Here is a 23,705-nt window from a genome sequence, read left to right on the forward strand (position 1 = left end):
ATGCCGACAGCCCTCTTCGCATGGCGACGCACCCCACCACCGCTCCTTATCGGCGGAGCCGAGGTCACCCAGCAACTCCTCGCCGAGGAACTCGCGGCAGCCGGATGGCGCACCGTCTACCTCGGCTCCCACCAAGCACCCTGGGACCAGACCCCGCAGATCACCGCTGTGCGGACCTTCCTCGACGAGCACGCCACCACGTACGAGGAGTCCCAGGAGGAGCTGCACTACAGGTGGAACGGAGTGAACTGCATCGCGGTACCGCAGCAGCGGATCACGTCAGCTCTGCGGAGCATGCTGTCCCGGGTGCGGCCGGACGTGGTGTTCACCTCACAGGAAGGTGCGGCCGACATCGCCGCCCAGGCCCGGCCCACTGCCCTCGTCGCAGGCATCCTGCACTCGGTGTCCAGGACGGGGCTGGGCGTCCTGGACGGCCGGCCACATCATGGACTGGCCGTCTCCGAGTTCGTTCTCAGACGTGCGCCCCGGACCGAGGGCACCCGGCTGTCCGTCCTGTACCCGCCCTTCACACCGCCGGGGCCTGGGCAGCACTGGCGTGAGCGGACCGGGGCCGTGCTCATGGTCAACCCGATCCCAGCGAAAGGCGCCGACCTCCTGCACCAGCTCATCCGACGCCTGCCCGAGCAGCGCTTCACGCTCGTGGAAGGCTGGTGGAACACCGCCGAGCAGTTCGCCGGCTACCCCAATGTGACCTACGTGCCGCGCGTCTACGACATGAGTCCCCTCTACCGCAGCCATCGCCTCCTGCTGGTGCCGTCCACGGTGGAGGACGCCTTCCCCCGCGTGATCATCGAAGCAGCGCTGCACGGGACCCCAAGCATCGGCAGCGCCCGCGGCGGCATCCCCGAAGCCATAGGCAACGCAGGCATCGTGCTCTCCGCCGAGGCCGGCGCGGAAGAGTGGGCGGACGCCATCCGCGCCGCCGACCACCACACCCTGGGGGAGCAGGCTCGGCAACGAGCGACGGCCTTCACCAGCCCCCGCCTGCCGGACCTCGAACGCCTCGGGATCTACCCTGCCGCGAACGCGTCCTCGACCTGATCCAGCCGGGCCGTCCACCAGTGCAGCAGCGCCTCGTCCGCGGTGAACAGCTCGTCGAAGGAGAAGTCACCTCGGTCGTAGTGGAACTCCAGCTGCCAGAAGTCCGTCATCCGCTTCCACCACAGCCGCCGAGCACCATCCACCAGCGCAGACGGCTCCAGCGGCACCACGGATCGATATCCCTCGACGAACGCCGACACCCGCCCAAGGTCGAACACCCCGCCCACCCCGAACTGCACCTGAGCCGTCCGCACGACCTCCTCCGCGTACGGGCGCACCGCGATCCGGTCCCAGTCCAGGATGGCGGCGAGTTCCCCGCTTTCCCACAGCAGATTCCTGTGCTGAAGGTCACCATGAGTCCACCCGTGGTCACCCTCAGGCGTCACAGATCGCGGACGGTGATCGGCGTACTTGAGGACGAGGGCCCGCCGGTGATCCAAGGCGGTAGCGGCTGCTTGATCAAAGTCGCTGTCTGTCCCTTTGTCGCGTACGGCCGCGGACAGCCGCTCGGCCTTCTCCACCGCCCGCTCCGGCGACGTGTCGTCCGTGGTGATCGTCTTTGGCACCCCGGGTAGCAGCCCCCGACCGCAAGCCCTGCCCAGGCTCGCGTGCAGACGACCCAGGTGTGCGCCCAGTGCCCTCACCTGGGACAAGGTGAGATCGACGCCCCGAACATGGGCGCCGGCCACCCACGGGAACAGGCACCAGGCGCCACCGCCGACCTGGGCCACCAGCGACCCCGAGACCGTGGGGACGGGGGCAGCCACCGGGACGCCCTCAGCACCGAGGGCGTCCAGCACGCCGAGATTGCGCTGCAACCGCCCCATCGAGACATCCGTGACCCGCTTCAAAGCGAACTGCCCGGCCAGGGTGTCCAGCCTCCAGTTCGCGTTCATCAGCCCGCCAGCGAGATAACAGCGCTCTTGCACATCTCCAAGGGCGAAGACCTCGCTCAGCTCTGCGAGCGCACTGTCGGCGATGTCGCTCCGGGGAGCCACGGTCGCATCAATCACCTCACAGACGATACGCGAGCAGCCCCCGCCCCAGCATGGCGATCACCCGAACGCGGCCTGATTCCGGCATCCCGCTCTCTGCTCCTGCCCAAAGGTCCGTATCTGGCTCCACTACGACTTCACCAGGATCGGAATGCGGATCTCACCTCTTCAGCACCGGCACCCCGGACAGAAAGCCTGTGCCTGTACAGATCAGGCCAACATCGTTGAGCGCCGGACGCAGCACCCCCATCGTTGATCCCGCTTCTCACCTGGGCGATCAAGGATTCGGCCGCTGGGCGCAACCCGCCAAGGTGCGGCCGAACGGGTTTCACTCTCGCCAGGAGACCTGGTTATCGCCGTGCTCCGTGGGCAGGATGTGCCCGCTCAAGGGCGGGGTTCCGGGGGAGGTGGCGTATGTACCTGCTGCCTTGGCGCGTTTCACTGCCGGGCGGTTCGTCCCGCAACGGCGGGAAGAAGTCCGGCTCTCCGGACTCCTTCCCGGGCGTCCCTGTGCAGACGGACCCGGGCGGGCAAAGCAGTACCGGTGGTCACTGGACGTGGCGGACCGCCTACGCCGAGCGCGATGATGTCCACCGTGCGAACACGGTGACCCGCCAGCTGGCCGGCGTCATGCACGCTCGCGTCGACCGCATCGGACAGGCGCGAGATCTGATCGGACGCTGGCAGGACCGCGCGCTGGGACGACAGCAGCGGGAGATTCGGCAACTGCCGGACACAGCAGGAGAGAAACTCGCCCAGTGGGCGTTGGACAACGTACTCAATACACGTAAGCGACCAGCACCTTCATTCGGCTTCGGCCTGGCCCCGGTCCTCACCCACAGCGTCGCGGCCCGACGCCAGAGGCGGATGCGTGGCCTGCTCCTCGCAGCGGTCGTCGCCCTGATCGCCGTACGCCATCCATGGGGGACGGGAGCACTGGTCGTGGCGGCACTCCTGTACCAGTTCTTCATCTCCGCCGGACTCTTCAGCTCCTTGCTCCGCTGGGGTCTCAGTTCCCTGGTGCCCATGGCCGTCCTGGTCGTTGGCAGCATCGTGACCTGGGCGCAACTACGGTCCCACTCGGTCGTGCTCAAGTTCGCCGTACAGGACGCCGTCTCGGCCGGAGTCTGGCTGACCCTTCTCCTGATAGCCGTCTATACGGTGGACGGCTGGGTAGCACTGGGCTACATGGCCTCCCTGAGGCCGTCACGCAAGCGCATCGCATCACGCCCGCGCTTCGCCCCGCGGGCGGCCGGCCGCATTGCCGAATGTCAGGCGGCCGAGCTGTGGCAGAGCACTCCGTACCGTAAGGAAGGGAACGGCGTACATCGCTTTGTGGGCGCCGGCCACGACGCCTGGCGTTCGGGCGGGCCGCGCATCCAGCTCACACCCGCTCGCCGCGCGGTCGACGACGAAGCAGGCAGGGGAGACAGCCCACAGCCGAGCCGAAGCACAGACGGCGAACTTTCCGGAGACAGTGACCAGAGCGGTATCCGCAAGTTCGAGGCCGATGAACTGCTGGACAAGGTGCGCGACGAACTGAAGGGCCTCAGCGGTGTCCTCGTCGAGACCCATGCCCTGCCCCACTGCAACGTCTTCGAGACCCTCGCCGTGCCGCAGTCCCGATGGAAGAGCCTCACGCGCGTACCGGACCGCCCCAGGAAGGAGGCGGAGGCGGTCAGCTCCGGGCAGACGCAACATGCGCCCTGGCCTGAAGCGCGGGAGATGATCGCCGAAGGAAGGCAGGCACCCTCTGGGCACCTCTCACGCCGCTACCTCGCTGCGCAAGTCGTCGACTGGGAAGGGCAGATCGTCGTCACTGTCTTCGCTCACGCGGCGCTGGAGGGCAAGACACTTCACTTCGTGACACGCCCCCACGTCCTGGCCCCGCTCAGGCCGGAAGTCCGCGTCGTACCCGCCAGCGGCAAGGCGCTGGCGGGCAAGATCCTGCTCGCACCGGTCCATGCCCTCGGTGACACGGTTGCCCTGGCGCACAGGTCATACGGAGTCCTCATCCGCGCCCTGAGCAGCCTCATGCCCGGCGCGCTCGGACGTGTCATGCGCCGGCAGGTGACCATGGCTCTGGGCAAGAGAGCCGAGGTCGACGACAAACCGGTCAGCCTGCGCGAGCACTGCGCGCTCGTCGAGCCGGAGGACATGCACGAGATCGAGGACGCCCAACGCCATGTCTCCATCCTCCAGTCCCGCATGTTCAGCACGGTCAGCGCCTTCCTTGACGACCACGGGGTGTTCACCGGCGAGTTCCGGCGGCAGGCGGCGGATTTCGTCACGCAGGTCTTCATCACCGGCGACCACAACCAGGTCAACACCGGCACCGTGCACGGCGGCCAGACTCAGACGGCCCCGACCAACGACGCTACGGCGAAAGGATGACGATGGGCATCTGGCAAGGACGACGCGGCACGAGTGACGGAGGCGTGCACATCACAGGCAGCGGCAACCAGATCAACACTGGGCGGATCGGCGGAGACCAGCGGCAGGTCCACATCAGCGGATCTGCCCCCGAAGCCGCCCAGCTCCTGGCCACCGCGCAGGCGAAGCTGGACGAACTGACCGCCGCCCTGGAAGAACACGCACCGGAACTGAGCAACCCGGACCTCGCCCGCCGCACAGCCGCCCGTATCGGTGAAGAACTGGACAGTCCGAGCCCTGACCAGCGCCGTCTGAGGGAGAACCTCGAGGACCTCGGTCTGGCCGTCGGGGCAGTGGCGTCCGTGGTGACCATCCTGCAGGCACTTACCACCGCAGTAGTGGCGCTGCACGGATGAGGGCCGCACCGGAACAGCGGTGTCGGAGCCATCCGGGAGGCAGAGGCCGGGATTCAAATCCCGCCACCATGATGCCGTAATACCAGGTCAGGGCCCTGATCCGCGAGAGTGGACCGGCTCCTGTCTCGGACGACTCACGTGGTCAGCCGCCTTGATCAGGCCAGCGTCGTGACAACGTCGACCGGGTCGACGGGGGCGTCGCGGATCGACGAGCGGTTCTCGACGAGCGTGACGAGTTCTTCGAGCTGCTCTCGGAGGGGGCCGGGGCGTCGATGTCGAGGTGGAAGCGGACCATTTGCAGGCCGAGCGGACGGTGGGAGTGACGCCGAGGAAGCCACGGACGCGGTCGGGGAACGCGGCGCGGATGATCCACTCGACTCGCCAGATCCCGGCGACGGCACCGGGGTCGATGACGGTGACGGGGTGCCGCGTCCGAGAGCGGCCTGTACGGTCCAGCGGCCGGTGCTCTTCCAGCCTGCAGCGTCGGCGCCGATGCCGCCCGGCTTGAGGAGCGGGGTGTACTCGTCGATGACGACGTCGGTCACGCACCCTGATCATCAGGCGGCGTGGGCGTTCAAGGTCGGCCATCAACTCCTCCAGGGTCCCGGCCGGCACGAAGGTGCCTTCGTGGCCGTACTCCTCGACGAGTGCGCGGGTGCGGACCGGGGTGCAGTGGTGGGCGATGACGGTGTGGCCGTGGCGGGCGAAGTTGTGGAGCGGCCATTCAGCGTGGTCACGGATATCAACGGCGACCTTGGCAGTCGTCACGTCACGACCGGCCCTCGTGGTCAGCGAAGACACGATCAGCCATCTCATCAACCTGATCCAACAGGTTCCTCAGCTCGGTCGTCTTCGCACGGACGGAGGCAGCATCCGCGAATTCCTCGTCGCGGATGTAGATGATCGGATGCATGTCCTCGCCGGAGAGGGAAACCATGCCGGCCTCCAGAACCGGGCCGTCACTGCCCGCTACTTTCAGATTGTGGCGGCTGTGGTCGACGTGGAGTCCGGTCTCAGTGCAGTCGCGGTAGAGCGCACAGGCGAGTTGCTTGTGACGTTCGCGGGAGATGAGCTGAGCGATGGCGCCGAGGGTGGCCACAGGGTCCGGGGAGTCAGTGACGATATCGATGATCGTCTCGTGCCAGGCGTCCAAAGCCGGGCTGCCGAGCCCGACCGCATCGGCAGCGACGTGGTTGGCCTTGAGCTGGGCAATGACATGCGCGGCGGGTGATGACGTCATGCTGGTGTCACCTCTGCTTCGACTCCGCACCTTTCGGCAAGGAGGTGGAAGACAGCGCTAATCATGGCCAACGGGTCGGTGCCCGGCGCCATCGGCGCGCAGATGATTACACCGTTGATGAAGTCCTCTATGTGCTCGTCGAGACGTCCGGCTTCCCGCATGTGGTTACGGAAGCCTTCCATGATCTCGCTGACGGCATCGGTGCGATCGGTGATGTCGGCGCACGAAGCGCACAGCCCGTACTGGTTGCCGGTCTTGCCGGTGCGGACCGTAACGGCGGGGCCACCCTCATAGACGCACACGGAGATGTCCTGGAGTGTCATATCGGTGTCACCTCCTGGTACGCGAGGTGGACTCTGAGGGCTGAAAGGCGGGTACGCGGGTCCTGGCCGATGGGGACGACGAAGACCCGCTCGCCTTTCAGCTCCAGGTAATGGGCGACGTAACCTTCGCGAAGCTCAGGCTCCAGGATGGATATGTCCCACTCCATCACGCGGAGGCCGTATTTGACGGTGAGGGCCTCGAAGTCCGTCACCGGGTCGGATTTGATGTCGGGCGAGCGGTTCGGGTTGCCGTTGTCCGGCGTGAGAACTCCGCCGACTGCCTGGTGCTCTTGCGCGCCTTGGGACTCCATTCGACTGACGTCGTCGGTGGTTGCTGCCGTCTGCGGCACCCTGCGCCTCCTCGAATCGAGCAAAGGGTTGTGGTCTCGCGGCGGAGATATGACCAGCCGCTGAGCTCCTCTCTTGATAGACGTTCCGGCAGGTACGATCGATATGTACGCCTCGTTCGAGGGCCCCCTTCCGGGAAGTCACTAACTCTCGACGGAAAGCGCGTACAATGCGCCGCTTCAATGCCTCCGCTTCTAACTTTCCAGTCACCAAACGATCGAATCACGCCCAAGAACGACCATCGGTCGTACCTTCCGTCGCCGCTCAGCCATCCTGGCAACCGGGACTTACAACTGATCAGAGTTGGCAGGAGAGGTAGTGGGAGAAGAACGTCAAGATGTGGACGGATACGTAACCGACCCGCCGGTAATCAAGCAGCTGATGATGATCAGCGACCTGAAGGAAGCTTACGATCTCGCCCAATCAGCAGCTCACCTCGGTTTCGGCGTTCGGATCAGCAACGTGATGAACACGCTCCCGGACCGGACAGCCCCCGGCAAGGAAGCCCACCTGCAGGAAACGTGGACGGTGGAGATCCTCGATGACGTGCCGCTGGACCCCGACGAGCTGAAGAGGACTTGACACCGACGGAGAAGGCACAGTACCGGCATTCTTGGTGCCGAGCAGAGCGCACCTTCCCGGCAGCGGCTCATGCTGCAGGCTCCCGGGCCGGACATGTGCTGCCGCAACACCGCATCACGGCGCACACCTCAGAAGTGCCCTCCCCGCATGCCTGCCGGGGCTACAGGGCAGGCCAGGGATCCCCTTGGAGCTTCGTGCCCATAGCGTGCCCTTAAGAGGGGAAAGCAGCGGTCAACAGCGACGCAAACTGGTCCGCACGACCATCCAAGGAAATGACATATGTCCAGGTCAGAGGCATAGCACCCGCCCAAGCGCCGTCGCTTCCCAAGCTGAGAGCGCGAGTTCGATTCTCGTCACCCGCTCCACCACGAACCCCCAGGTCATCGACCCGGGGGTTGCTTGTTGTCCAGTCCGATTCGGGGCCGATGCGCCCTCCGCGCGCCCTGACCGCAGGCCCACGCCTCCCTTCGGGGCTTTTTGCGCGCCGATCCAGCCGACCCATATCGCCTCGTCTCGAATACCGAGACGCGGTTCACGTGGCCTGCGCCACTCCTATTGCCCGCAGACGGGAAGTCGCTCACGCAAAGCAATGGTGCTCACGGCCACAGCGGCTGCCACACGTCGGGCCCTCTTCCGAGGCCGGCGGTCGGAATCGCGGCAGCATCGGCGCGGTGCCGGAGGCCCTCCCACATCACCCTGGCCGAGCCTCCGCCCGCGCGATTCGCCGAACAAGGGCCAGGCGGATCGACCGGCCTTGCCGGTACGGTGTCGCCCCCTCCCGCCCACGTGGTGACGACCAGGCCGTAAACACCTTGCCCAGCAGCTGGGAGGTCTCGCGGATCACGCCACTGCGGGGCTCGGGCCTGGGGGAGCCGCGGCGTCCGAGTTCCACGCAACGAGTTCGGTACTGCCGGTCGGCGGTCAGGCCGAGCTCGTGCAGCCGATGGGCCAGAGCCATGGCAGCGGCCTTCCAGCGGCGCTCGGCCTGAAGGATCCCGTCGGTGCTCGCACGGGGCGTGGGCGAGGACGTCCGCCCGTGGCATCAAGAGCGCTGCCGCGAACCGATGGGCCTCGGCTTCAGCCTGCGGACCGGGCGGCAGCTGCTCTTCGCCGTGGAGAACCAGGTGTCCGGGTTCGTGGGCTGCGCCGAAACGCCCGCCTTCCGCTGTCTTCTCGGTACTCGACGGCACGAACGGGATCCCGCGGACCCGGAAGGAGAACGCGCCGGCCTCGGGACGGTCGCGGAACACTTCGAGGGCCCTGCACACGTCCTCCCCGGTGGCATGCCACACCTCGGTGACCGGGTGCCGCGACCGACTCGCGCAGCATCTCCGCGCACGTTCGCGCCTGCGGCGGGTGCGGGAACAGCTCGGGCCCCTCGATGGCCGGACACGGCGGTGGTCAGGCCCTTTCCGCGGAGACGGTCAGCACACCCGCGGTCTCCGCCCCGTTCGAGGCGTTGACCGCAGACTCCGCCCTGGGAAGCGCCTGACGCAGAAAAGTGCCGGCGAATCGTCCGCCGAACACCAGGGGCGCCAGGACGACCTCGCGGGTCGGCGGGTTCGCCCCCGGCAGGTCCACCAGGGCCGGCGGGACCCGGTACTGCAGGACATAGCGCTCACCCGGCTCCCGCAGGTACCCGGTGAGCATGGCACGCCACGCCGTGTCGTCCAGGGTGAAGCCGTAGGTCATGTCCTTGCCGCCGTATGCCGACGCGGGCTTGCACAGGATCTGCTCGCGGGCGGCGACCGCCCGGTCCAGGGTCTCCTCGCGCAGCCGGAACGTCTCGGGCACGTGCAGCTCGACCAGGGCACGCTCCTCGTCGTCGAGCAGGTGCCTGTACGCCTCGTCGAAGAGCAGCGCCAGGTTGGCCTTGTTGTCGTACAGGGCCGCGGCGGGGGCACCGATGAAGTCGACCTTCCGCGCGGTATCGAGCTCCATCAGACGGCGGGTGAGCGTCGGGGGCACGTGGCGCCGGGTTTCGTGCCAGGTGTACGCGGTGAACACGGCGTCGATCCGCCGGCCCTCGAAGAACACGCCGCTGTCGGTGAGTTCGAGGTCGTGCACCAGGCCGCAGCTGACCTCGTGTCCGGCCGAGCGCACCATGTCGACGAAGAAGCGCCGGCCCGAGTCGAGGTCCGCGGGGTTCGCGGTTGCCTCGAAGACGTGCAGCGGACCATCGGAATGCCGCTCCGTCAGGCCGCCGAACACCTCCAGCCACAGGCGTGACGTGTCAGGCGCCTCCACCCGCAAACCCCTGGCTGCGAGGAAGCGGGCGTACGCCGAGACCAGTGTGGCCTTCGTGTACGGCGCGCAGGTGCTGAGGCCACCCAGGGAGGTGGCCACGTTCAGCTCGACCAGCTTGAGGCCCTCGTCGGTGACCACCAGATCCGGACGCATGAACGCCTTGGCCACCCGGGCCAGACGAGGGCTCGCGAGCGCCTCGCACATCAGGGCCGCGTCCTCGGCGGGCACACCCAGGTATGCCACCCAGGCGCCGAGGTCGTCGCCGAACACCCGGTTCGGGAACCCGGAGATCAGCTCGGAAAGCCGCACGCCGACCGTGGCGACCTCTTCGGCTGCCTCGGGGGAGAGGAACTGCGGTGGATACGCGTGCGACCAGCCCGCACGGTGAATGCTCTCGGTGAACTCTTCGCGATCGGTCTCGGCTTCGCGGGTGGCCTCGAAATCCGTCCACGCGGTGACCGCGCGACGGTCGAGTGCGGACCACACGTCCGCAGCGCCCGGCTGCACCCCGGCACTCACTTCAGCTTCCCTGCGGTACGCAGCGCGGCGAGGACGGCGTTGACGGCCTCGGACGACTTGTCCTCGCCAGTGGCGCGCCGGTGGTAGCTCAGGCCTCCCGGGTTCACCATGTTGACCTCGATGACGTAGGGGAACGCGAGGTCGATACCCGAGTAGAAGATGCCGAGGTCCATCATCCGCTTGCCGAGCTCCCTTACGAGCGCGTCTTCCTCGGTGGTCAGTTCGAGGGCAGCGAAGCGGGCACCGAGGGTGGCGTTGGAGCGGTGGTCGTTTTCCGGGTGGAAGCGCAGGAAGCCGGAGACCGGCTGGTCGCCCGCGATGATCACGCGTTTCTCGTTGGTGCGGACGTTGGGGATGTACTCCTGGACGGCGGTGTGCCGTTTGGCCATGCCGATGATGTCGCGGCCGTAGCGGCCGATACGGGACATGGCGTTGCCGGTGGCGGAGGCGAGAATCGCCGAGCGGTTGCGGTCCCGCTTGTTGACCACGTACACATCCGCGCCGCAACCGTCGCTGGTGGGCTTGACGACCCAGGAGCGGTCGCCGTCGGACTCGACGAGGTTGTTCAGGAAGTCGAAGTCGTTGGTGACATAGGAGACCGGAAGGTTCCCGGTGGGCACGATCGCGCCCAGACTGGACTTGGTGTTGAGGTAGAAGAGCGCACCGGCGTCGTTGACGAACGGCACGCGCTGGTTCAGCAGCCACAGGAGCTGGAAGGAGTCGTTGCCGGCCTCGGGGTGGGTGCCCGCGAGGACCCACACGAGGTCGAAGTCCTCAGCGGATGCGTAGGACTCGCGCAGCGCCGGAAAGTCGCCGCCGGCCACGAACTCCTCGGACAGCTTGACCCGGTCGCAGACCACGACCGACTCGTGCACGCACAGGGTGTCGATGTCGCCGATGTGGACGTCGTGGCCTTCGCGGTACAGGGCGCTCGGGATGATCGAGTGGTTGTTCAGCTCGAACTTCGAGGCCTCGGATACCAGGATCAGGATCTTGTACGGCAAGGGGGTACCTCTCGAGAGGAGAAGGAAAGGGGGAGTCGCTCAGGTGCCTGCGGTCAGTGTCCGGACCGCCACGGCGAGGTGGTTTTCCAGCTCGCCGCGGGTGTCGGCGACGGCCAGTACGAAGCCGTGCCGGTCGCCTGACGCGGCTACGGCGGCCGGCTGCCGGCCGGCCGACGCGGTGATCCGGACCTCTTCGACGCCGGGCAGTGAGGCCACGAGTGAGGTCGAGAGGGCTTGGGTCAAGACAGGCCGGTCGAAGGTGACGTAGCGAATGCCCGCTACCCGGTTGCGGCTCGGTGCGTCCTGGACCGGCAACCCGAAGACGGCCGCCATCGACTGCGCGAAGACGTCCTCTCCGAGCGCCAGATTCAGCATGTCGCTGATCCGGTCGCCGCCGGGACGGCCGTGCGACTCGATGAGACGGGGGCCCGCCGGGGTCACCATGACCTCGGTGTGCGAGGTGCCATAGCAGTGGCCGGCTGCGTCCAGGGTCGCGCCGACCAGATCGGAGATCGCCGCTTCGGTCTCGGTCGCCAGGCGGACGGGGAGGGTGTGCCCGGACTCGACGAAGTGAGGCATACCCGTGGTGATCTTCTCGGTGATGGCCAGGATCCGGTGGCCCGACGCCGAGCTCATGGCCTCGACGCTGTACTCGGCACCGGACAGGAACTCTTCGACGAGCAGGGGTCCTTGCCAGTTCAGGCGCGCGGCGTACTGTTCGGCCTCGGCCAGGTCGGCGATGTACTGCACGCCCGAGCTGCCCGTACCGTCGACGGGCTTGGCGATGCACGGAAAGCCGACCTTCACCATCGCAGGCAGCAGTTCGCCGGGCGTGGCTGCCAGGGCGTAGGCGACGGGCACACCGGCCTTGTCTCCGACCAGGGCCCGCAGTTCGGCTTTGTTCTTGAGTGCGGCCGGTGCGTACGGCGGATTGCCGGGCCAGCCGAGCTCCCCGTTGACGACTGCGGCGACCGAGGCGCCGATCTCGCCGAAGCCGAAGCAGCTGACCGGGCCGGGGAAGGCGGACTCCCGCAGCCTGGCGACCAGGTCAGCGCTGTCGCGTGTCCAGGCGACCTCGATCTCGGGAGCGCCGGTGGCCGGCGGCCTCGGCTGACCGGGGTCGACGACAACGACCAAGGCGAGGCCCAGCTTCTCGGCCGCGGCGATGACGGTGTCACGGGGGTTGAGCAGTACGGCCGTCGGCCGTCGGGTCCGAGTGCGGTGGGGAGCGTCAGGCATGCTGCGGACTGCCTTTCGGGAGGAGGAAGCAGAAGGCGGCGGCCACCAGCGACAGGCAGCTGATCAGCAGCCACAAGTCGGTGCCGCCCTTGAGGGTTTGCAGGAGGTAGCCACCGAGTCCGGAGCCGAGAAGGCTGCCGAACGCGCCCGCCGTGCTCATCGTGCCGAGCGCAAGCCCGGTACGGTGCAGCGAGCCGGCCTTGACGGCCTGTTCGTCGAGGCTCGGCGAGACCAGCATCTCGGCCAACGTGATCGGCAGTACGAAGGCGAGCAGAGCGCCCCAGCCGCTGAACACGATCAACAGCGCGTAGCCGCTGCCGAAGGCAAGGAAGCCGAGCATCAGGAGGCTGCGGGTACCGGCTTTGTGGAGTACGCGGCGCAGCAGGCTGTACTGGAACAGCACCACGAGCGCGCCGTTGAGCGCGAACACGACCGAGACGGCGGCAGCGCTGCCGGTCAGCTGTTTGGCGGCGATGGGCACGACGACGTTCAGCTGGCTGTAGATCGCCCAGTACGCGATACCGACCAGAACCAGCGGACCCCACTGCCAGGGCGCCCATGGCCCACTCTGCCCGGCGGGTTCCGGCAGCTTGCCGGCCTCGGGCCGTCGTGGGTGAGCGGCCGGTGCCGGCGGCCGCACCGCCAGCGCCAGCCCGAGCGCGAGATGCGAGGTCACACACGCGGCGAGTACGTAACCGAACCCGAACGGACAGACCAGTGCCCCCAGTGGGGGGCCGACGATCACGCCGACGTTCACGAACGTCGAGCGCAGTGCCAGCATCTCCCGCGAGGGCACGCTGTCCTCGCGTACGAGCAGCGTCTTGATCGACAGACCGAGCAGCGAACCGCCCACACCGACGGCGATGATCCCGGCGACCAGCGGCACCGGGTGCGTGTCGCCGGCCATGCCGAGTCCGAGCAGCAGGTAGCCGGTGATGCGCAGCGTGAACCCGGCCGAGAGCACGAATCTGGTACCGAACCGGTCCACGACCAGGCCGCTGAGCAGGGAGAAACCCTGGCCGCAGAAGGCGAGCAGACCTACCAGGAAGCCCGCGCGGCTTGCCGGAATCCCCTGCTCGGTGAGCTGGAGGGCGAGCAAGGGCAGAAACATGAACGTGGTCAGGCCGGTGAGCAGGACCGCGAGGAGGAGGACCCGCCCCGTGGGCGAGGTCCTGCGCCAGGTGTTCATGACGCGGGCGTCTCGCCGGCGAAGCCGCCCGACTGCGGGCCTGCTGCCTTGGCCGCGTCCTCGACCTGCTCCATCAGCCAAGCCTCGACCTCGTACAACCGCGCCTCGACCTCGCCGGAGTCGGCACCCTCGACGATCGCGAAGCACAGGTGTGACGTGCTGTTCTGCGCGACGGCGTCCGGGGCGAGATCCGGGTTCACCTCGTACTCCCGCACCCAGGCGAAAGGCGGGCGGGCAGGCGCCTTCACCGGCCGGCCCTGCGGCAGGATCGAGACCGATCCGTGCACCTTGTCCGGCGCCGCGGTGGGGGCGGGCGGGACGGGCAGGCCGCACGACTGGCGCAGCCAGCCGGCGTGCAGATCGACGCCGTACGTCGCCTTCGTCAGTGCCGGAATGCGGTTGCCGCCGACCCGCGAGGCGATCTCGCACAGCACGAGCTCGTCATCCGGGGTGTGGAACACCTCCAGGTGATACGCGCTGGTCTCAGGCGTCTCGAAGGCCTCCAGGACGCGGTCGAAGAACTCCTCCAGCCGTTGCGCGAACTTGTCGTCCGGGCGCAGCTGCACCGATCCGTTGTTCTGCCCGGAGAAGACGCCGAGGCAGCTGCGCAGATAGCGGGACGAGGCGACGAAGCGGTAGCCGGGGGCGAGCACCGCGTCCACGTGGTACATCCGTCCGTCGACGAACTCCTCGGCCAGCAGGTCCTCACGCCACTGCCGACGGCTGAACTCCACGAGGTCCTCGTCGGTGCGCAGCACGCTGATGTCTCGTGAACCGCCCTGCTTCACCGGCTTGATCACCACCGGGAAGCCGACCGCATCGATGAAGTCCGTGAGATCGACGATCGTCTCCAGGCGGGTGAAACGCGCAGTGCGCACGGTGCGGCTCGCGTCCTCCTTCATGACCGCCTTGTCACGGAAGGACCGTGCGCTCGCGGCGGACTGGCCCGGGATACCGAGGTCCGCGCGGATCCGGGCGGCCCGCTCCAGGTCGTACTCGTTGTCCGTGATGAGATGCGTGAACGGCGTCTCACGAGCCGCGCGGCGGATCATCAGTTCGGCGTAGGGTACGAACTCGCAGTCAGGAACGTACTCGTAGTGCGCGTACCCCTGCGTGTTCCGCAGGTCGTTGTGGGTGTAGACCCGGAGCGAGCCGGCCAGCTCGGGGAGCATCGCGGCGTAGTCGTTCCTGGGGCCGTAATTGATGACGGCGACATGGGGCGTGGGGCTCATGGGCGAGGGCCTCGCAGACGGGGAAGAGGGGAACGGGGGCGGGTCAGGACGCGGGGGCGTACACCGGCAGGTCGTCCTCGACACTGAACGGGCGGCGGTCCCAGTGCATGGCGCTCCAGGGCCCGGTCATGTCCGCGAGGTCGGTGATGATCCGCGGAGTGAATTCCGGGTCCTGCTCGATGGGGCCATCCGGTGGGAAGACCCGCTCGACATAGCGGTGGCCGGGGTCGGCGGCGAGGAACACGATCGGTCCGCCACCGGGAGCGTTCGCCCGCAGATGGCGTGAAACCTGCCAGCCGGCTCCCGTCGAGAGGCCCGCGAAGACGCCCGTGGTGGACAGCAGGTTGCGGCACCCCGCCGCCGACACGTCGAAGTCGAGCCAGTGGATCTCGTCGTACGCGCTGTAGTCGATGTTCTCGAAACGGATACCGCTGCCGATGCCCGCGATGATGAACCCGTCGAGCGGTATGGCCTCGGAGCCGAAGGAACGGCTGCCGAACGGCTGGATGCCGACGACTCGCACATCGGGCGACTGGGCGCGCAGATAACGGCTCATCGCGCTGGTCGAGGCACCGGTACCGACGCCGCCGACCACGGTGACACCGGACGAGCCGAGCTCCTTCACGACTGCGTCCGCGACGCTCTCGTAGCCGATGTAGTGCACGTCGTCGTGGTACTGCTGCATCCAGTACGCGTCCGGGTGCTCCTTCATGTACTCGTGCACCAGGCGGACCCGGGTCTCCTGATCGTGCTGGAGGCCGTCGTCACCGGAGGACGGCACCTGGGTGTAGGTGGCGCCCAGGTACTTGAGCTGGGTTCTGATCGCCGCATCGACCGCCACTGAGGCGAAGACGTGACACTTGAGCCCGAGGCCTCGGCAGACCAGTGCGAGCGCATGGCCGTAGATGCCGCTGGAGCTGTCCACCAGCGTCTGCCCGGGGCGGATCACCCCGCGGGCCAAGAGGTCCTTGACCGCCGCGTACACCGAGGTGACCTTCATGACCTCGAAGCGCATGACGTAGATGCCGTCACCCAGGTCGATGAGGTCCGGTACGGACAGTTTCTCGGCAAATGACTTGTACACCGCGTGCCTTCCGACGAGTTCGGTGTCGTGGATGCGGAGCGTGTCCGCTGATGAGTGCGGTGTCGTCCGCCGACTTCCGAAGTTCTAGGCGGCGGGGGTACCGACGGGTTCCCGTTCGGTTCCCGGAACAAGCCAGGAGCCCGTCGGGAACGGGGTCCCCAGGATCAGGACCCATGACGACTTCCCATCCCACCGGTGTCTTCGCCGGCCCGCCGCTGCCCATGCCCACGCAGCGGGTCTGCGACCTCGTACTCGACCGGGCCCGCTGCCGTCCTGACCGGACCGCGGTCGTGTGCGGCGACGAAGTCCTCAGCTACCGGGAACTCGCCGAGCGGGCCGCCGCCGTCGCCCGCTGCCTGGCGGACGCGGACGCACGGCGCATCGGTATCACCGCGCACCGGACGGCCGGCGCGGTCGTGCACGCCCTCGGTGTCGCGCTGAGCGGCCGGTCGTTCGTGTTCCTCAACCCTTCAGGACCTGACAGCGCGCTGGCGCACATCCGGGCCACAGCCGGCGTGACGACGGTGCTCGACCCGCGGGCCGCACCGAGCGTGCAGGGTGCTGCCCCGGCAGCAGCCGCCGACGCGTCGGTCGCCGTTCCCACCGGCCCCGACGACGAGGCCTACGTCCTCTACACCTCGGGCAGCAGTGGCAGGCCCAAGGGCGTCTCGGTCACGCACGCCAACCTGGCGAGCTCCACACAGGCCAGGCTCGCCGTGTACGAGCCCTACGGCACCCCCGTCTTCCTGCTCCTGTCCCCCTTCCACTTCGACTCGTCCGTGGCCGGCGTCTGGGGCACCCTCGCCGCCGGCGGCACCCTCGTCGTGGCCCGTGAGGACGAGCGGCGCGACCCGGCGGCGCTGCTCGGGCTGATCTCCCGCCACCAGGTCAGCCATCTGCTCACCGTGCCGAGCTTCTACTCCGAACTGCTGCCCGTCCTCGGCGCCGGCCAGGCCGCCTCCGGCTCGCTGCGGGTGAGCGTCTGCGCGGGCGAGTCCCTGCCGCAGAGCGTCATCGACCAGCACTTCGCGCAGCTGCCCGAAGTCGCGCTCGGCAACGAGTACGGCCCCACCGAGTGCACCGTCTGGTCCACCTGCCGCCTCTACGACGGGCCCGCCCGCTCCACTGTCGGCTTCCCGATCCCAGGCACCACCGTTCACCTTCTGGACGACCAGTTGCGTCCGGTGCCCACCGGCGAGGAGGGCCAGATCGCGCTGTCCGGTCCCGGTGTCGCCGCCGGGTACGTGGCCGACCCGCAGCGCACGGCCGCGAAATTCGTCGGCCTGACGGACGCGACGGGTGCGGCAGTCCGGACGTATCTGACCGGTGACCTCGGGCGCTGGTCGGAACGGGACGGGCTGGAGTTCTCCGGCCGCCTCGACAACGAAATCAAGATCCGTGGCGTACGCGTCACGGTCGAGGCCGTCGAAGAGGCGATCACCGCGCACTCCGGAGTGCGTGCCGCGGCCGTCGCGTACGACGACGCGAGCTCGACCTGCTTCGCCTTCGTCACCATGCAGCCGGGTGCCGCCGCCGAGACGGCCGCTGTCCGCGCCCGGGTGGCGGACGCCCTGGGGCCCGCGGTCGTGCCGGACCGCGTTCTCTTCCTGGATGTCCTGCCGCGTACCGCGCACGACAAGATCGACCGAGCCGCGCTGTTGGCCGATGCGCTGCGCCACCAGGCGGCTCCGCCGGCAGAGGAACCGTCGGACGGCGACCTGGCCACCCGGATCGCCGCGGTCTGGTCGGAGCTCCTCGGCGTATCCGTGCCGACCGCCGGCAGCGCCACGTTCTTCGAACTCGGCGGCAACTCCCTGACCGTCCTACGCCTGGCCCGCGCGCTCGGGAAGATCGCCGGTCGGCCCGTCGGTGTCAAGGACGTGTACCGCCGGGCCACGGTCGCGGGGCAGGTCGAACTGCTCGCGGCCACGTGAACGGCACACCACCCGCCGAGACCGCCGTCTCCCTGCGGCGGCTCGCCCCGGACTCAGCCGAAGGGCCCGCCGTGCTGTGCTTTCCGCACGCAGGTGGTTGCGCCTCCTTCTTCCGTTCCTGGTCGTCCCTGCTGCCCGCCGCAGTGCACGCGGTGCAGTACCCGGGCCGTGAGGACCGCATCGCCGAGGACGCCCCCGAGAACCTCGTCTCCCTCGCCGAGGCCGTCGCCGAGGAGATCCTGCGCAGCAGACAGCGCTACTCCGTGATGTTCGGACACAGCATGGGCGCTTATGTGGCCTTCGAAGTCGCCCACCACTTGGAACGGGCCGGTGCCCCCGTACCGGCCTTGGTCGTCTCGTCCTCGGCCGCTCCCGCCGAACGACCCGCCGTCCCCTTCGAGGACACGGCAGACGTCCTGGCGTATCTGGAGCAGTACGAGCCGGTCAGCCCCGAGATCCGCGCCGAGCCCGAACTGCTCGATCTGATCCTCGACTACATCAAAGGCGACCTGCGGCTCGTCGCCCAGTACACCGAGCACCCCGGCAAGAAGCTCGCCGCCCGTATCGTCGCCATCGTCGGCGAACACGACGTCCCGGGTATCCGGGAGCACTTCACGCACTGGCAGGAGCACACCGACGGGGAATTCACCCCCTTTGTCGTGCCGGGTGGCCACTTCTATCTGCGTACGGACCCACCGATCGTGCTCCTGTGCGCGGAACTCGACCGCCACCACCTCGGAAGGACAGGCCAGTGAGCTCCGACCTGCTCGCGCAGCCGAGCCACGGCGCGCTCGCGCGCCCCGATCTCAGCGCACTCGTCGACGGCGCGACCTACCGCGCCGGCAACCCTTTCGCGCTGTGGCGGTGGATGCGGGACAACGAGCCCGTCGTCCGTCATGAACCGGACGTCTTCCCCGGGTTCTGGTCCCTGACCCGGTACGACGAGATCAAGGAGGTGCTCCGGGACGCCGACACCTTCAGCTCGTCCTCCGGCATCCTGCTCCGCCCGCTCGCCCAGGGTGACGACCCGGGCAGCAACCGCACCCTCGCCCTGTCCGACGCTCCCCGGCACACCGCGCTGCGCGGAGCGATCGCGGGCTGGTTCGCACCGCGCAATCTGCGGATGCTCACCGAATCCCTGGACAAGACGGCGTACGAGACGGTCCGCGCCGCTGTGGCGGCGGGCCGCACCGAGTTCGTCACGGAGATAGCCGCCCGGCTGCCCTTGGACGTCGTCTGCACCTTCCTCGGTATCCCGGACGAGGACCGGCCGCGGATCACCGAGTGGTCCACGGACGCGTTCTGCGCCGGGACCGCCGAGGAGCGCAGCCTCGCGCACCTCGAAATCCTCGACTACTTCGGCGCCCTGGCCGAAGAGCGCCGCGCACGGCCCGGCGACGACTTGGTGAGCGTGCTTGCCGGTGTGCGGCACGAGGGCGAGCTGTTGCCCCTGGAGGACGTCGTCCTCAACTGCGACAACCTCTTGGTCGGCGGCACCGAGAACGTCCGCCTCGCCATGTCCGGTGGCATGCTGGCATTGCTCGAACACCCGAGCCAATGGGCGCTGCTCCGGGACGACTTCGATACCAGAGTGAACACTGCCATCGAAGAGATGCTGCGCTGGACGTCAAGCGCCACGCACATCATGCGGCGTGCCACGGACGACGTACGGCTCGGCGGCCGGCACATCCGTCGCGGCGATCTGGTGGTGTGCTGGCTGACCTCCGCCAACCGCGACCCCGCGCACTTCACCGATCCCGATGTCTTCGACGTCCGCCGCTCCCCGAACCGCCATCTCGCCCTCGGTGCAGGGTCCCACTACTGCGTCGGTACGCAGCTCGCCAAGCTCGAGATCAGGGCAGTGCTCAGGGAGTTCATGACTCAGGTCGGTGAAGTGACACTCGACGGGACACCCGAGCACCTCGACTCGATCGTGGTGAACGGCCTGCGTTCACTGCCGCTGCGACTGACCCCGGCGGACCGCCGTGTCTGACCGGCATCCTTCGATCCCTGCCCTCTCTTCCTTCCCTCCGGAGAGCACACACCCCATGTCCCGGCCCACCGTCGTCGTCACCGACGCGCTGCCGCCTCAGGTACTCGCCGGTCTCAGCGCTCAGTTCGCGGTACACCGATGTGACGGCGCCGACCGACCGGCGTTGCTCGCGGCCGTGGCCGGCGCCGATGCGCTGATCATCCGCAGTGCCACCCGGGTCGACCGCGAGGTTCTCGCGGCGGCACCCCAGTTGAAGATCATCTCCCGCGCCGGGGGCCGGTCTCGACGATGTCGATGCGGTGGCTGCCGAAGAAGCCGGCATCCTGGTCGACACGGCACGGGGCGGCATCGTCGATGAGGAAGCCGTCGGCCAGGCCCTGGCCGAAGGTCGGATCACCGGCGCTTGCCTCGATGTCTTCGCGACGGAACCGGCCGTGCACCACGGGCTGCTCGCTCTGCCCTCGGTCCTGCCCACCCCGCACATCGGGGCGGGCACTGCGGAGGCCCGGCTCAGGGCGGGCGAGGACGCGGTGTCCGCGGTACGAGACGCGCTGTCGGCCGTGCTGCGGTCGGCCTGAGCCGACCGGTACGGGTCCGGGAAGCGTTCGGGAACGGGCAGGACGAAGGTGTCGGTGTGCCGGTCAAGTCGGGCCGGCACACCGACACCGGTCAGCAAAGGACGATGACATGCGAAGCAAAGCGGGCGTAATCGGCGGGGCTCTGGCATTGGCGCTGACGATAGCCCTGGGCGGAATGACTGCCGGGGCGAGTGCCCCGGCGACGGAGCGGGTCGTGGCGTCGGACACCGGACCTCAGAGCCCGGCCCCGCGGTCCGCTTGACCCAAGGGGGGTGCGTCCTGGCGTCTCGGCTTCAGCTGCGCAGGACAGGGGCCGACTGGCCCGGCGGAACCGTCATGCCGGCGACGAGGGCTTCGGCCCGGGTGCGATGCGTCCGAGCACCGTCCTCGTCGCCGAGTGCGGCCAGCGCCGCGGCGATCCCCGCGCATGCCTGGGCCGACTCGATGGGGTAACCGATCGTCTGTGCGTGTGCGTAGGCGCTGCGGTGCAGCGCGAGCGCTTGTCGATGATCGCCTTCGCTGCCGCGGAGCCGACCGAGGATGTTCTCCACCATCGCCTGCCGAAGGGGCGTCCCCTTCGAGCGCGCCAGCTCGAGAGATCGCTTGGCACACGCATCGGACCTCGCCCATGCGCCCAGTCGGGCGAGGACTTCACTGGCCACGGCAAGTGCCAGCGCAAGGTCCTCCGGCACGCGGTTCTCGTCGCCGGTCTCCAGAGCCTGTACGGCGGCTGAGCGCGCCGCCTCCAGATCGCCCAGGTCCAGCTGGGCGATGGCGAGGTCGTTGAGGGCTGCGATCTCCTCGCCGGGCGCGCCGTGCAGCCGGCTGAGCCGTACGGCCTGCTCGGCTGTCTTCACGGCATCGGCGGATCGGCCCAGCCAGGTGTACACCGTGCTCAGGTTGCAGTAGGCGTAGGCCGCTTGGCGGCTCGGAGGCAGCCCTGCATACAACTCCACCGAGCGCTCCAGGAGGCGCAGGGCCGCAGCGAGGTCTCCCAGACAGCCGTGGAACAGCCCGAGAGTGTCCAGGCAGGAGGCTTCTCCGGCCAGGTTCCCCAGCCGCCTGGCGATCTCCAGCGCTTCGGACTCGGCAGCGATCCCGTCGTCGAACCGGCCGAGCTTCCACAGTCCGGACGCCAGGTTGGAGAGGCTGCGGCAGAGTTCGGCCCGGTCGCCGCAGCGACGCGCGGCAGTGACAGCCAGGCGGGCGGCCTCCTCGTACTCCTGAAGAAGGCTGCGCGAGTTGAAGTGGAACAAAAGATTGCGGGCCAGGCGCGCGACCTGGAGGTCGAACCCTTCGTCCGCTGCCCGCCGCACCACCGCGAGCAGAGTTCCGCGCTCCCGGTCGAAGAACCCCGCTGCCTGCTCGGGTGTCGTGATCACCGGCGGCTCGGCGAACCGTGGGCTCCGCTGCGGATCTGTCCCGCGCGAGGGGAACAGTATGCGGCAGGCCTCGTCCGTCGTGGCCAGGTAATGGTCGAGCAGCCGCTCGAACGCAGCCGTCTCGCCCTCCTCCTGCGGCAGCCGGCGGACGAACCTGCGGACCAGGTCGTGGAAGGAGCACCGGCCCATCTCGTGCTGTTCGAGGAGGTGCACGTCGAGGAAGTGCTCCAGCACGTCTTCCGCTTCCGGACGTGGCAGAGCGAGCAGCGCCGCAGCCGCGGGAACGTCGAAGTCCACGCCGGGGTGCAGCCCGAGCAGTCGCAGTGCCGTGCGGTGCTCGGCGTCCATGGCTTGGCGGGAGAGCCGCAGGGTGGCCTCCACGCTGCGGTCTCCGGAGCGCAGCTCGTCAAGCCTGCGGGCCTCGTCGCGCAGTCGGACCACCAGGTACTGGACCGTCCAGCGCGGCCGGCTGCGCAGCCGGGCGGCAGCGACCCGCAGCGCGAGGGGAAGGTACCCGCACAGCTCGGCGAGCGCTGCCGTCGCCGCCGGCTCCGCCCCGGCGCGTTCTTCCCCGAGTGCCGCAGTGAGCAGGGCGAGCGAGTCGCTCGCAGACAGCACGTCCAGGGTCACGGACTCCGTGCCGTCGAGACCGCTCATCCGGATACGGCTGGTGATCAGGGCGAGGCAGCCCGCCGAGGCAGGAAGAAGCGGCCTGACCTGAGAGGCGTCCGCAGCGTTGTCGAGGACGAGAAGGACGCGCCGACCGGACAGGGTGGCCCGCCACAGAGCGGTGCGGCCATCGATGTCCTCGGGGATCCGCTCGCCGGGGACGCCCAGGGTGCGAAGCAGCGCGGCGATCACCGTGCCCGGGTCACGGGGCTCCTGACCTGGGGAGAAACCGCGCAAATCGGTGTGGAGCCGCCCGTCCGGATAGTGCTCCGCCAGGCGGTGCGCGGCCCGTACCGCGAGTGCTGTCTTGCCGCTGCCGCCCATGCCGTCGATGGCGACGATGCGCGGGCCTGTGCTGTCGCCCTCTGCCAGAAGGGCAGCCAGCTCCCGTTCGCGGCCCGTGAAGTCGGTCAGGTCATGCGGCAACGTGCAGGGCGCAGCGGGCTCTTCGAGCACGGCCGCTTCCTGCTCCGGTGCCTCGAGCCGCGGAACCTCCTCCTTGGGCGCGCGCTCCGGGGCGAGCAGTTCCGGTCCTCCGCGCAGGATCGCCTCGTACAGACCACCGAGCTGCCTGCCCGGGTAGACGCCGAGTTCCTCCATGAGAAGTTCGCGCAGCGTGGCGTACTCGCCGAGTGCCTCGGCCTGTCGGCCCGAGCGGTACAGGGCGAGCATGAGCTGTCCCCTGAAGTCCTCCCGCAGCGGATGCTGTGCCGTCAGCTCCCGGAGGTCACCGACCAATTCCTCGTGCTCGCCGAGCCCGAGCCGCAGATCGACGAGCTGCCCGACCGCGACGAGCCGGCGCTCGTTCAGTACGGCGAATCCGGCCGCGATCAGCGAACCGCTGCTCGCGTCGGGCGCCGGACCACGCCACAGTGCGAGTGCCGCGCGCAACTGCTCGGCGGCGTCGGCGGTCCGCCCGCCGACCGCGGCCTCGCGCGCCTGCTGCAGCCGGCCGGAGAACTGGCTCAGGTCCAGTTGGTCAGGTGCGACCTCGATGCGGTAGCCGGGGCCGTCCGTGATGATCAGCGTGGAGCCTTCCGGGATCCGCTGCCGTAGATCACTGACCGTTTTGCGTACCTGATGCGCGGCCGTGGCCGGTGGATCCTCGTCCCAGGCCGCCTCGACGAGCCGGGACACCGGCAGCATCTGGCCAGGACTGAGCAAGAGCGTCGTCAAGATCCGCGTGGGCACGGTTCCGCCGAGTCTCAGCCGGCGCTCACCGGCCCGGACCTCCAACGGCCCAAGCACACCGAAACTCACTCGCTCGGACACTTCACCCCCTCCCCCACCTCCAGG

Annotated in this window: 22 protein-coding genes; 9 read left to right on the forward strand and 13 right to left on the reverse strand. The window is 68.6% G+C overall.

Annotation, left to right across the window (positions count from 1 at the left end; translation table 11 throughout):
* On the forward strand, positions 1-1,062 hold the full coding sequence (locus ABZ340_RS15185; protein WP_358782229.1) for a glycosyltransferase: 1,062 nt from the start codon (positions 1-3) through the stop codon (positions 1,060-1,062).
* Here the strand turns inward: ABZ340_RS15185 and ABZ340_RS15190 are convergent.
* Positions 1,032-2,075: a phosphotransferase gene (locus tag ABZ340_RS15190; protein WP_358782230.1), complete on the reverse strand. Its 1,044-nt coding sequence runs from the start codon at positions 2,073-2,075 to the stop codon at positions 1,032-1,034. The two genes, ABZ340_RS15185 and ABZ340_RS15190, sit on opposite strands and share 31 nt — an antisense overlap.
* A 396-nt stretch (positions 2,076-2,471) precedes the next feature.
* Here ABZ340_RS15190 and ABZ340_RS15195 point away from each other — a divergent pair, with 396 nt between their 5' ends.
* Both ABZ340_RS15195 and ABZ340_RS15200 read left to right on the forward strand, forming a co-directional pair.
* Positions 2,472-4,451 carry a hypothetical protein gene (locus tag ABZ340_RS15195; RefSeq protein WP_358782231.1) on the forward strand — a complete coding sequence of 660 codons (1,980 nt, stop codon included), beginning with the start codon at positions 2,472-2,474 and terminating at the stop codon, positions 4,449-4,451.
* Positions 4,448-4,846, forward strand: coding sequence for a hypothetical protein (locus ABZ340_RS15200; RefSeq protein ID WP_358782232.1), 399 nt, complete (start codon positions 4,448-4,450; stop codon positions 4,844-4,846). The genes ABZ340_RS15195 and ABZ340_RS15200 overlap by 4 nt, the downstream gene beginning before the upstream one ends.
* Positions 4,847-5,001: 155 nt before the next feature.
* Here the strand turns inward: ABZ340_RS15200 and ABZ340_RS15205 are convergent, their stop codons facing one another.
* The 4 genes from ABZ340_RS15205 to ABZ340_RS15220 all read right to left on the reverse strand — a co-directional run bounded on the left by ABZ340_RS15205 (position 5,002) and on the right by ABZ340_RS15220 (position 6,759).
* Positions 5,002-5,391 carry a hypothetical protein gene (locus tag ABZ340_RS15205; protein WP_358782233.1) on the reverse strand — a complete coding sequence of 130 codons (390 nt, stop codon included), beginning with the start codon at positions 5,389-5,391 and terminating at the stop codon, positions 5,002-5,004.
* A gap of 224 nt (positions 5,392-5,615) precedes the next feature.
* Entirely contained in the window at positions 5,616-6,086 is a 471-nt protein-coding gene (locus tag ABZ340_RS15210; RefSeq protein ID WP_358782234.1) for a hypothetical protein, read from the reverse strand.
* Complete coding sequence (locus ABZ340_RS15215; RefSeq protein WP_358782235.1) at positions 6,083-6,409, reverse strand: hypothetical protein; 327 nt, start codon at positions 6,407-6,409, stop codon at positions 6,083-6,085. The genes ABZ340_RS15210 and ABZ340_RS15215 overlap by 4 nt, the downstream gene beginning before the upstream one ends.
* A complete protein-coding gene (locus tag ABZ340_RS15220) occupies positions 6,406-6,759 on the reverse strand; it encodes a hypothetical protein (RefSeq protein ID WP_358782236.1) in 354 nt (117 codons plus the stop codon). The genes ABZ340_RS15215 and ABZ340_RS15220 overlap by 4 nt, the downstream gene beginning before the upstream one ends.
* Positions 6,760-7,075: 316 nt before the next feature.
* Here ABZ340_RS15220 and ABZ340_RS15225 point away from each other — a divergent pair, with 316 nt between their 5' ends.
* Complete coding sequence (locus ABZ340_RS15225; protein WP_358782237.1) at positions 7,076-7,339, forward strand: hypothetical protein; 264 nt, start codon at positions 7,076-7,078, stop codon at positions 7,337-7,339.
* A gap of 596 nt (positions 7,340-7,935) precedes the next feature.
* On the opposite strand, the gene ABZ340_RS15230 is transcribed toward ABZ340_RS15225, so the two are convergent.
* The 7 genes from ABZ340_RS15230 to ABZ340_RS15260 form a co-directional block, all read right to left on the reverse strand.
* Positions 7,936-8,631: an ImmA/IrrE family metallo-endopeptidase gene (locus ABZ340_RS15230; RefSeq protein ID WP_358782238.1), complete on the reverse strand. Its 696-nt coding sequence runs from the start codon at positions 8,629-8,631 to the stop codon at positions 7,936-7,938.
* A 109-nt stretch (positions 8,632-8,740) separates the two neighbouring features.
* Positions 8,741-10,105, reverse strand: coding sequence for a hypothetical protein (locus tag ABZ340_RS15235; protein WP_358782239.1), 1,365 nt, complete (start codon positions 10,103-10,105; stop codon positions 8,741-8,743).
* Positions 10,102-11,109 (reverse strand): glutathione synthase, encoded by a 1,008-nt coding sequence (locus ABZ340_RS15240; protein WP_358782240.1) that lies wholly within the window; start codon positions 11,107-11,109, stop codon positions 10,102-10,104. The genes ABZ340_RS15235 and ABZ340_RS15240 overlap by 4 nt, the downstream gene beginning before the upstream one ends.
* A 39-nt stretch (positions 11,110-11,148) precedes the next feature.
* Positions 11,149-12,348 (reverse strand): ATP-grasp domain-containing protein, encoded by a 1,200-nt coding sequence (locus ABZ340_RS15245; protein ID WP_358782241.1) that lies wholly within the window; start codon positions 12,346-12,348, stop codon positions 11,149-11,151.
* Positions 12,341-13,537, reverse strand: a complete 1,197-nt coding sequence (locus tag ABZ340_RS15250; RefSeq protein ID WP_358782242.1) for an MFS transporter — start codon at positions 13,535-13,537, stop codon at positions 12,341-12,343. Before ABZ340_RS15250 ends, ABZ340_RS15245 begins: the two co-directional genes overlap by 8 nt.
* Complete coding sequence (locus ABZ340_RS15255) at positions 13,534-14,769, reverse strand: hypothetical protein (protein ID WP_358782243.1); 1,236 nt, start codon at positions 14,767-14,769, stop codon at positions 13,534-13,536. The genes ABZ340_RS15250 and ABZ340_RS15255 overlap by 4 nt, the downstream gene beginning before the upstream one ends.
* A 43-nt stretch (positions 14,770-14,812) precedes the next feature.
* Positions 14,813-15,853 (reverse strand): pyridoxal-phosphate dependent enzyme, encoded by a 1,041-nt coding sequence (locus tag ABZ340_RS15260; RefSeq protein WP_358782244.1) that lies wholly within the window; start codon positions 15,851-15,853, stop codon positions 14,813-14,815.
* Positions 15,854-16,026: 173 nt separating this feature from the next.
* Between ABZ340_RS15260 and ABZ340_RS15265 the strand changes: the two genes are divergently transcribed.
* From ABZ340_RS15265 to ABZ340_RS15285, 5 genes are read left to right on the forward strand one after another with little or no spacing between them, the layout of a single operon-like run.
* On the forward strand, positions 16,027-17,787 hold the full coding sequence (locus ABZ340_RS15265; RefSeq protein ID WP_358782245.1) for a non-ribosomal peptide synthetase: 1,761 nt from the start codon (positions 16,027-16,029) through the stop codon (positions 17,785-17,787).
* Positions 17,784-18,542, forward strand: coding sequence for an alpha/beta fold hydrolase (locus tag ABZ340_RS15270; RefSeq protein WP_358782246.1), 759 nt, complete (start codon positions 17,784-17,786; stop codon positions 18,540-18,542). The genes ABZ340_RS15265 and ABZ340_RS15270 overlap by 4 nt, the downstream gene beginning before the upstream one ends.
* Positions 18,539-19,780 (forward strand): cytochrome P450, encoded by a 1,242-nt coding sequence (locus ABZ340_RS15275; protein WP_358782247.1) that lies wholly within the window; start codon positions 18,539-18,541, stop codon positions 19,778-19,780. The genes ABZ340_RS15270 and ABZ340_RS15275 overlap by 4 nt, the downstream gene beginning before the upstream one ends.
* A 55-nt stretch (positions 19,781-19,835) precedes the next feature.
* On the forward strand, positions 19,836-20,138 hold the full coding sequence (locus tag ABZ340_RS15280) for a hypothetical protein (protein ID WP_358782248.1): 303 nt from the start codon (positions 19,836-19,838) through the stop codon (positions 20,136-20,138).
* Complete coding sequence (locus ABZ340_RS15285; protein ID WP_358782249.1) at positions 20,080-20,358, forward strand: NAD(P)-dependent oxidoreductase; 279 nt, start codon at positions 20,080-20,082, stop codon at positions 20,356-20,358. Before ABZ340_RS15280 ends, ABZ340_RS15285 begins: the two co-directional genes overlap by 59 nt.
* 293 nt (positions 20,359-20,651) lie before the next feature.
* Here the strand turns inward: ABZ340_RS15285 and ABZ340_RS15290 are convergent, their stop codons facing one another.
* Positions 20,652-23,681: a BTAD domain-containing putative transcriptional regulator gene (locus ABZ340_RS15290; RefSeq protein ID WP_358782250.1), complete on the reverse strand. Its 3,030-nt coding sequence runs from the start codon at positions 23,679-23,681 to the stop codon at positions 20,652-20,654.
* Positions 23,682-23,705: the final 24 nt, after the last annotated feature.

The sequence above is a fragment of the Streptomyces sp. NPDC006134 genome, from assembly GCF_040628835.1.
Taxonomy (GTDB): domain Bacteria; phylum Actinomycetota; class Actinomycetes; order Streptomycetales; family Streptomycetaceae; genus Streptomyces.

Excerpts from the sequence above, each read along its gene's own strand:
- ABZ340_RS15250 (WP_358782242.1), bottom strand. The coding sequence starts at position 13,537 with ATGAACACCTGGCGCAGGACCTCGCCCACGGGGCGGGTCCTCCTCCTC.
- ABZ340_RS15185 (WP_358782229.1), top strand. The coding sequence starts at position 1 with ATGCCGACAGCCCTCTTCGCATGGCGACGCACCCCACCACCGCTCCTT.
- ABZ340_RS15215 (WP_358782235.1), bottom strand. The coding sequence starts at position 6,409 with ATGACACTCCAGGACATCTCCGTGTGCGTCTATGAGGGTGGCCCCGCC.
- ABZ340_RS15195 (WP_358782231.1), top strand. The coding sequence starts at position 2,472 with ATGTACCTGCTGCCTTGGCGCGTTTCACTGCCGGGCGGTTCGTCCCGC.
- ABZ340_RS15280 (WP_358782248.1), top strand. The coding sequence starts at position 19,836 with ATGTCCCGGCCCACCGTCGTCGTCACCGACGCGCTGCCGCCTCAGGTA.
- ABZ340_RS15200 (WP_358782232.1), top strand. The coding sequence starts at position 4,448 with ATGACGATGGGCATCTGGCAAGGACGACGCGGCACGAGTGACGGAGGC.
- ABZ340_RS15255 (WP_358782243.1), bottom strand. The coding sequence starts at position 14,769 with ATGAGCCCCACGCCCCATGTCGCCGTCATCAATTACGGCCCCAGGAAC.
- ABZ340_RS15245 (WP_358782241.1), bottom strand. The coding sequence starts at position 12,348 with ATGCCTGACGCTCCCCACCGCACTCGGACCCGACGGCCGACGGCCGTA.
- ABZ340_RS15265 (WP_358782245.1), top strand. The coding sequence starts at position 16,027 with ATGACGACTTCCCATCCCACCGGTGTCTTCGCCGGCCCGCCGCTGCCC.
- ABZ340_RS15210 (WP_358782234.1), bottom strand. The coding sequence starts at position 6,086 with ATGACGTCATCACCCGCCGCGCATGTCATTGCCCAGCTCAAGGCCAAC.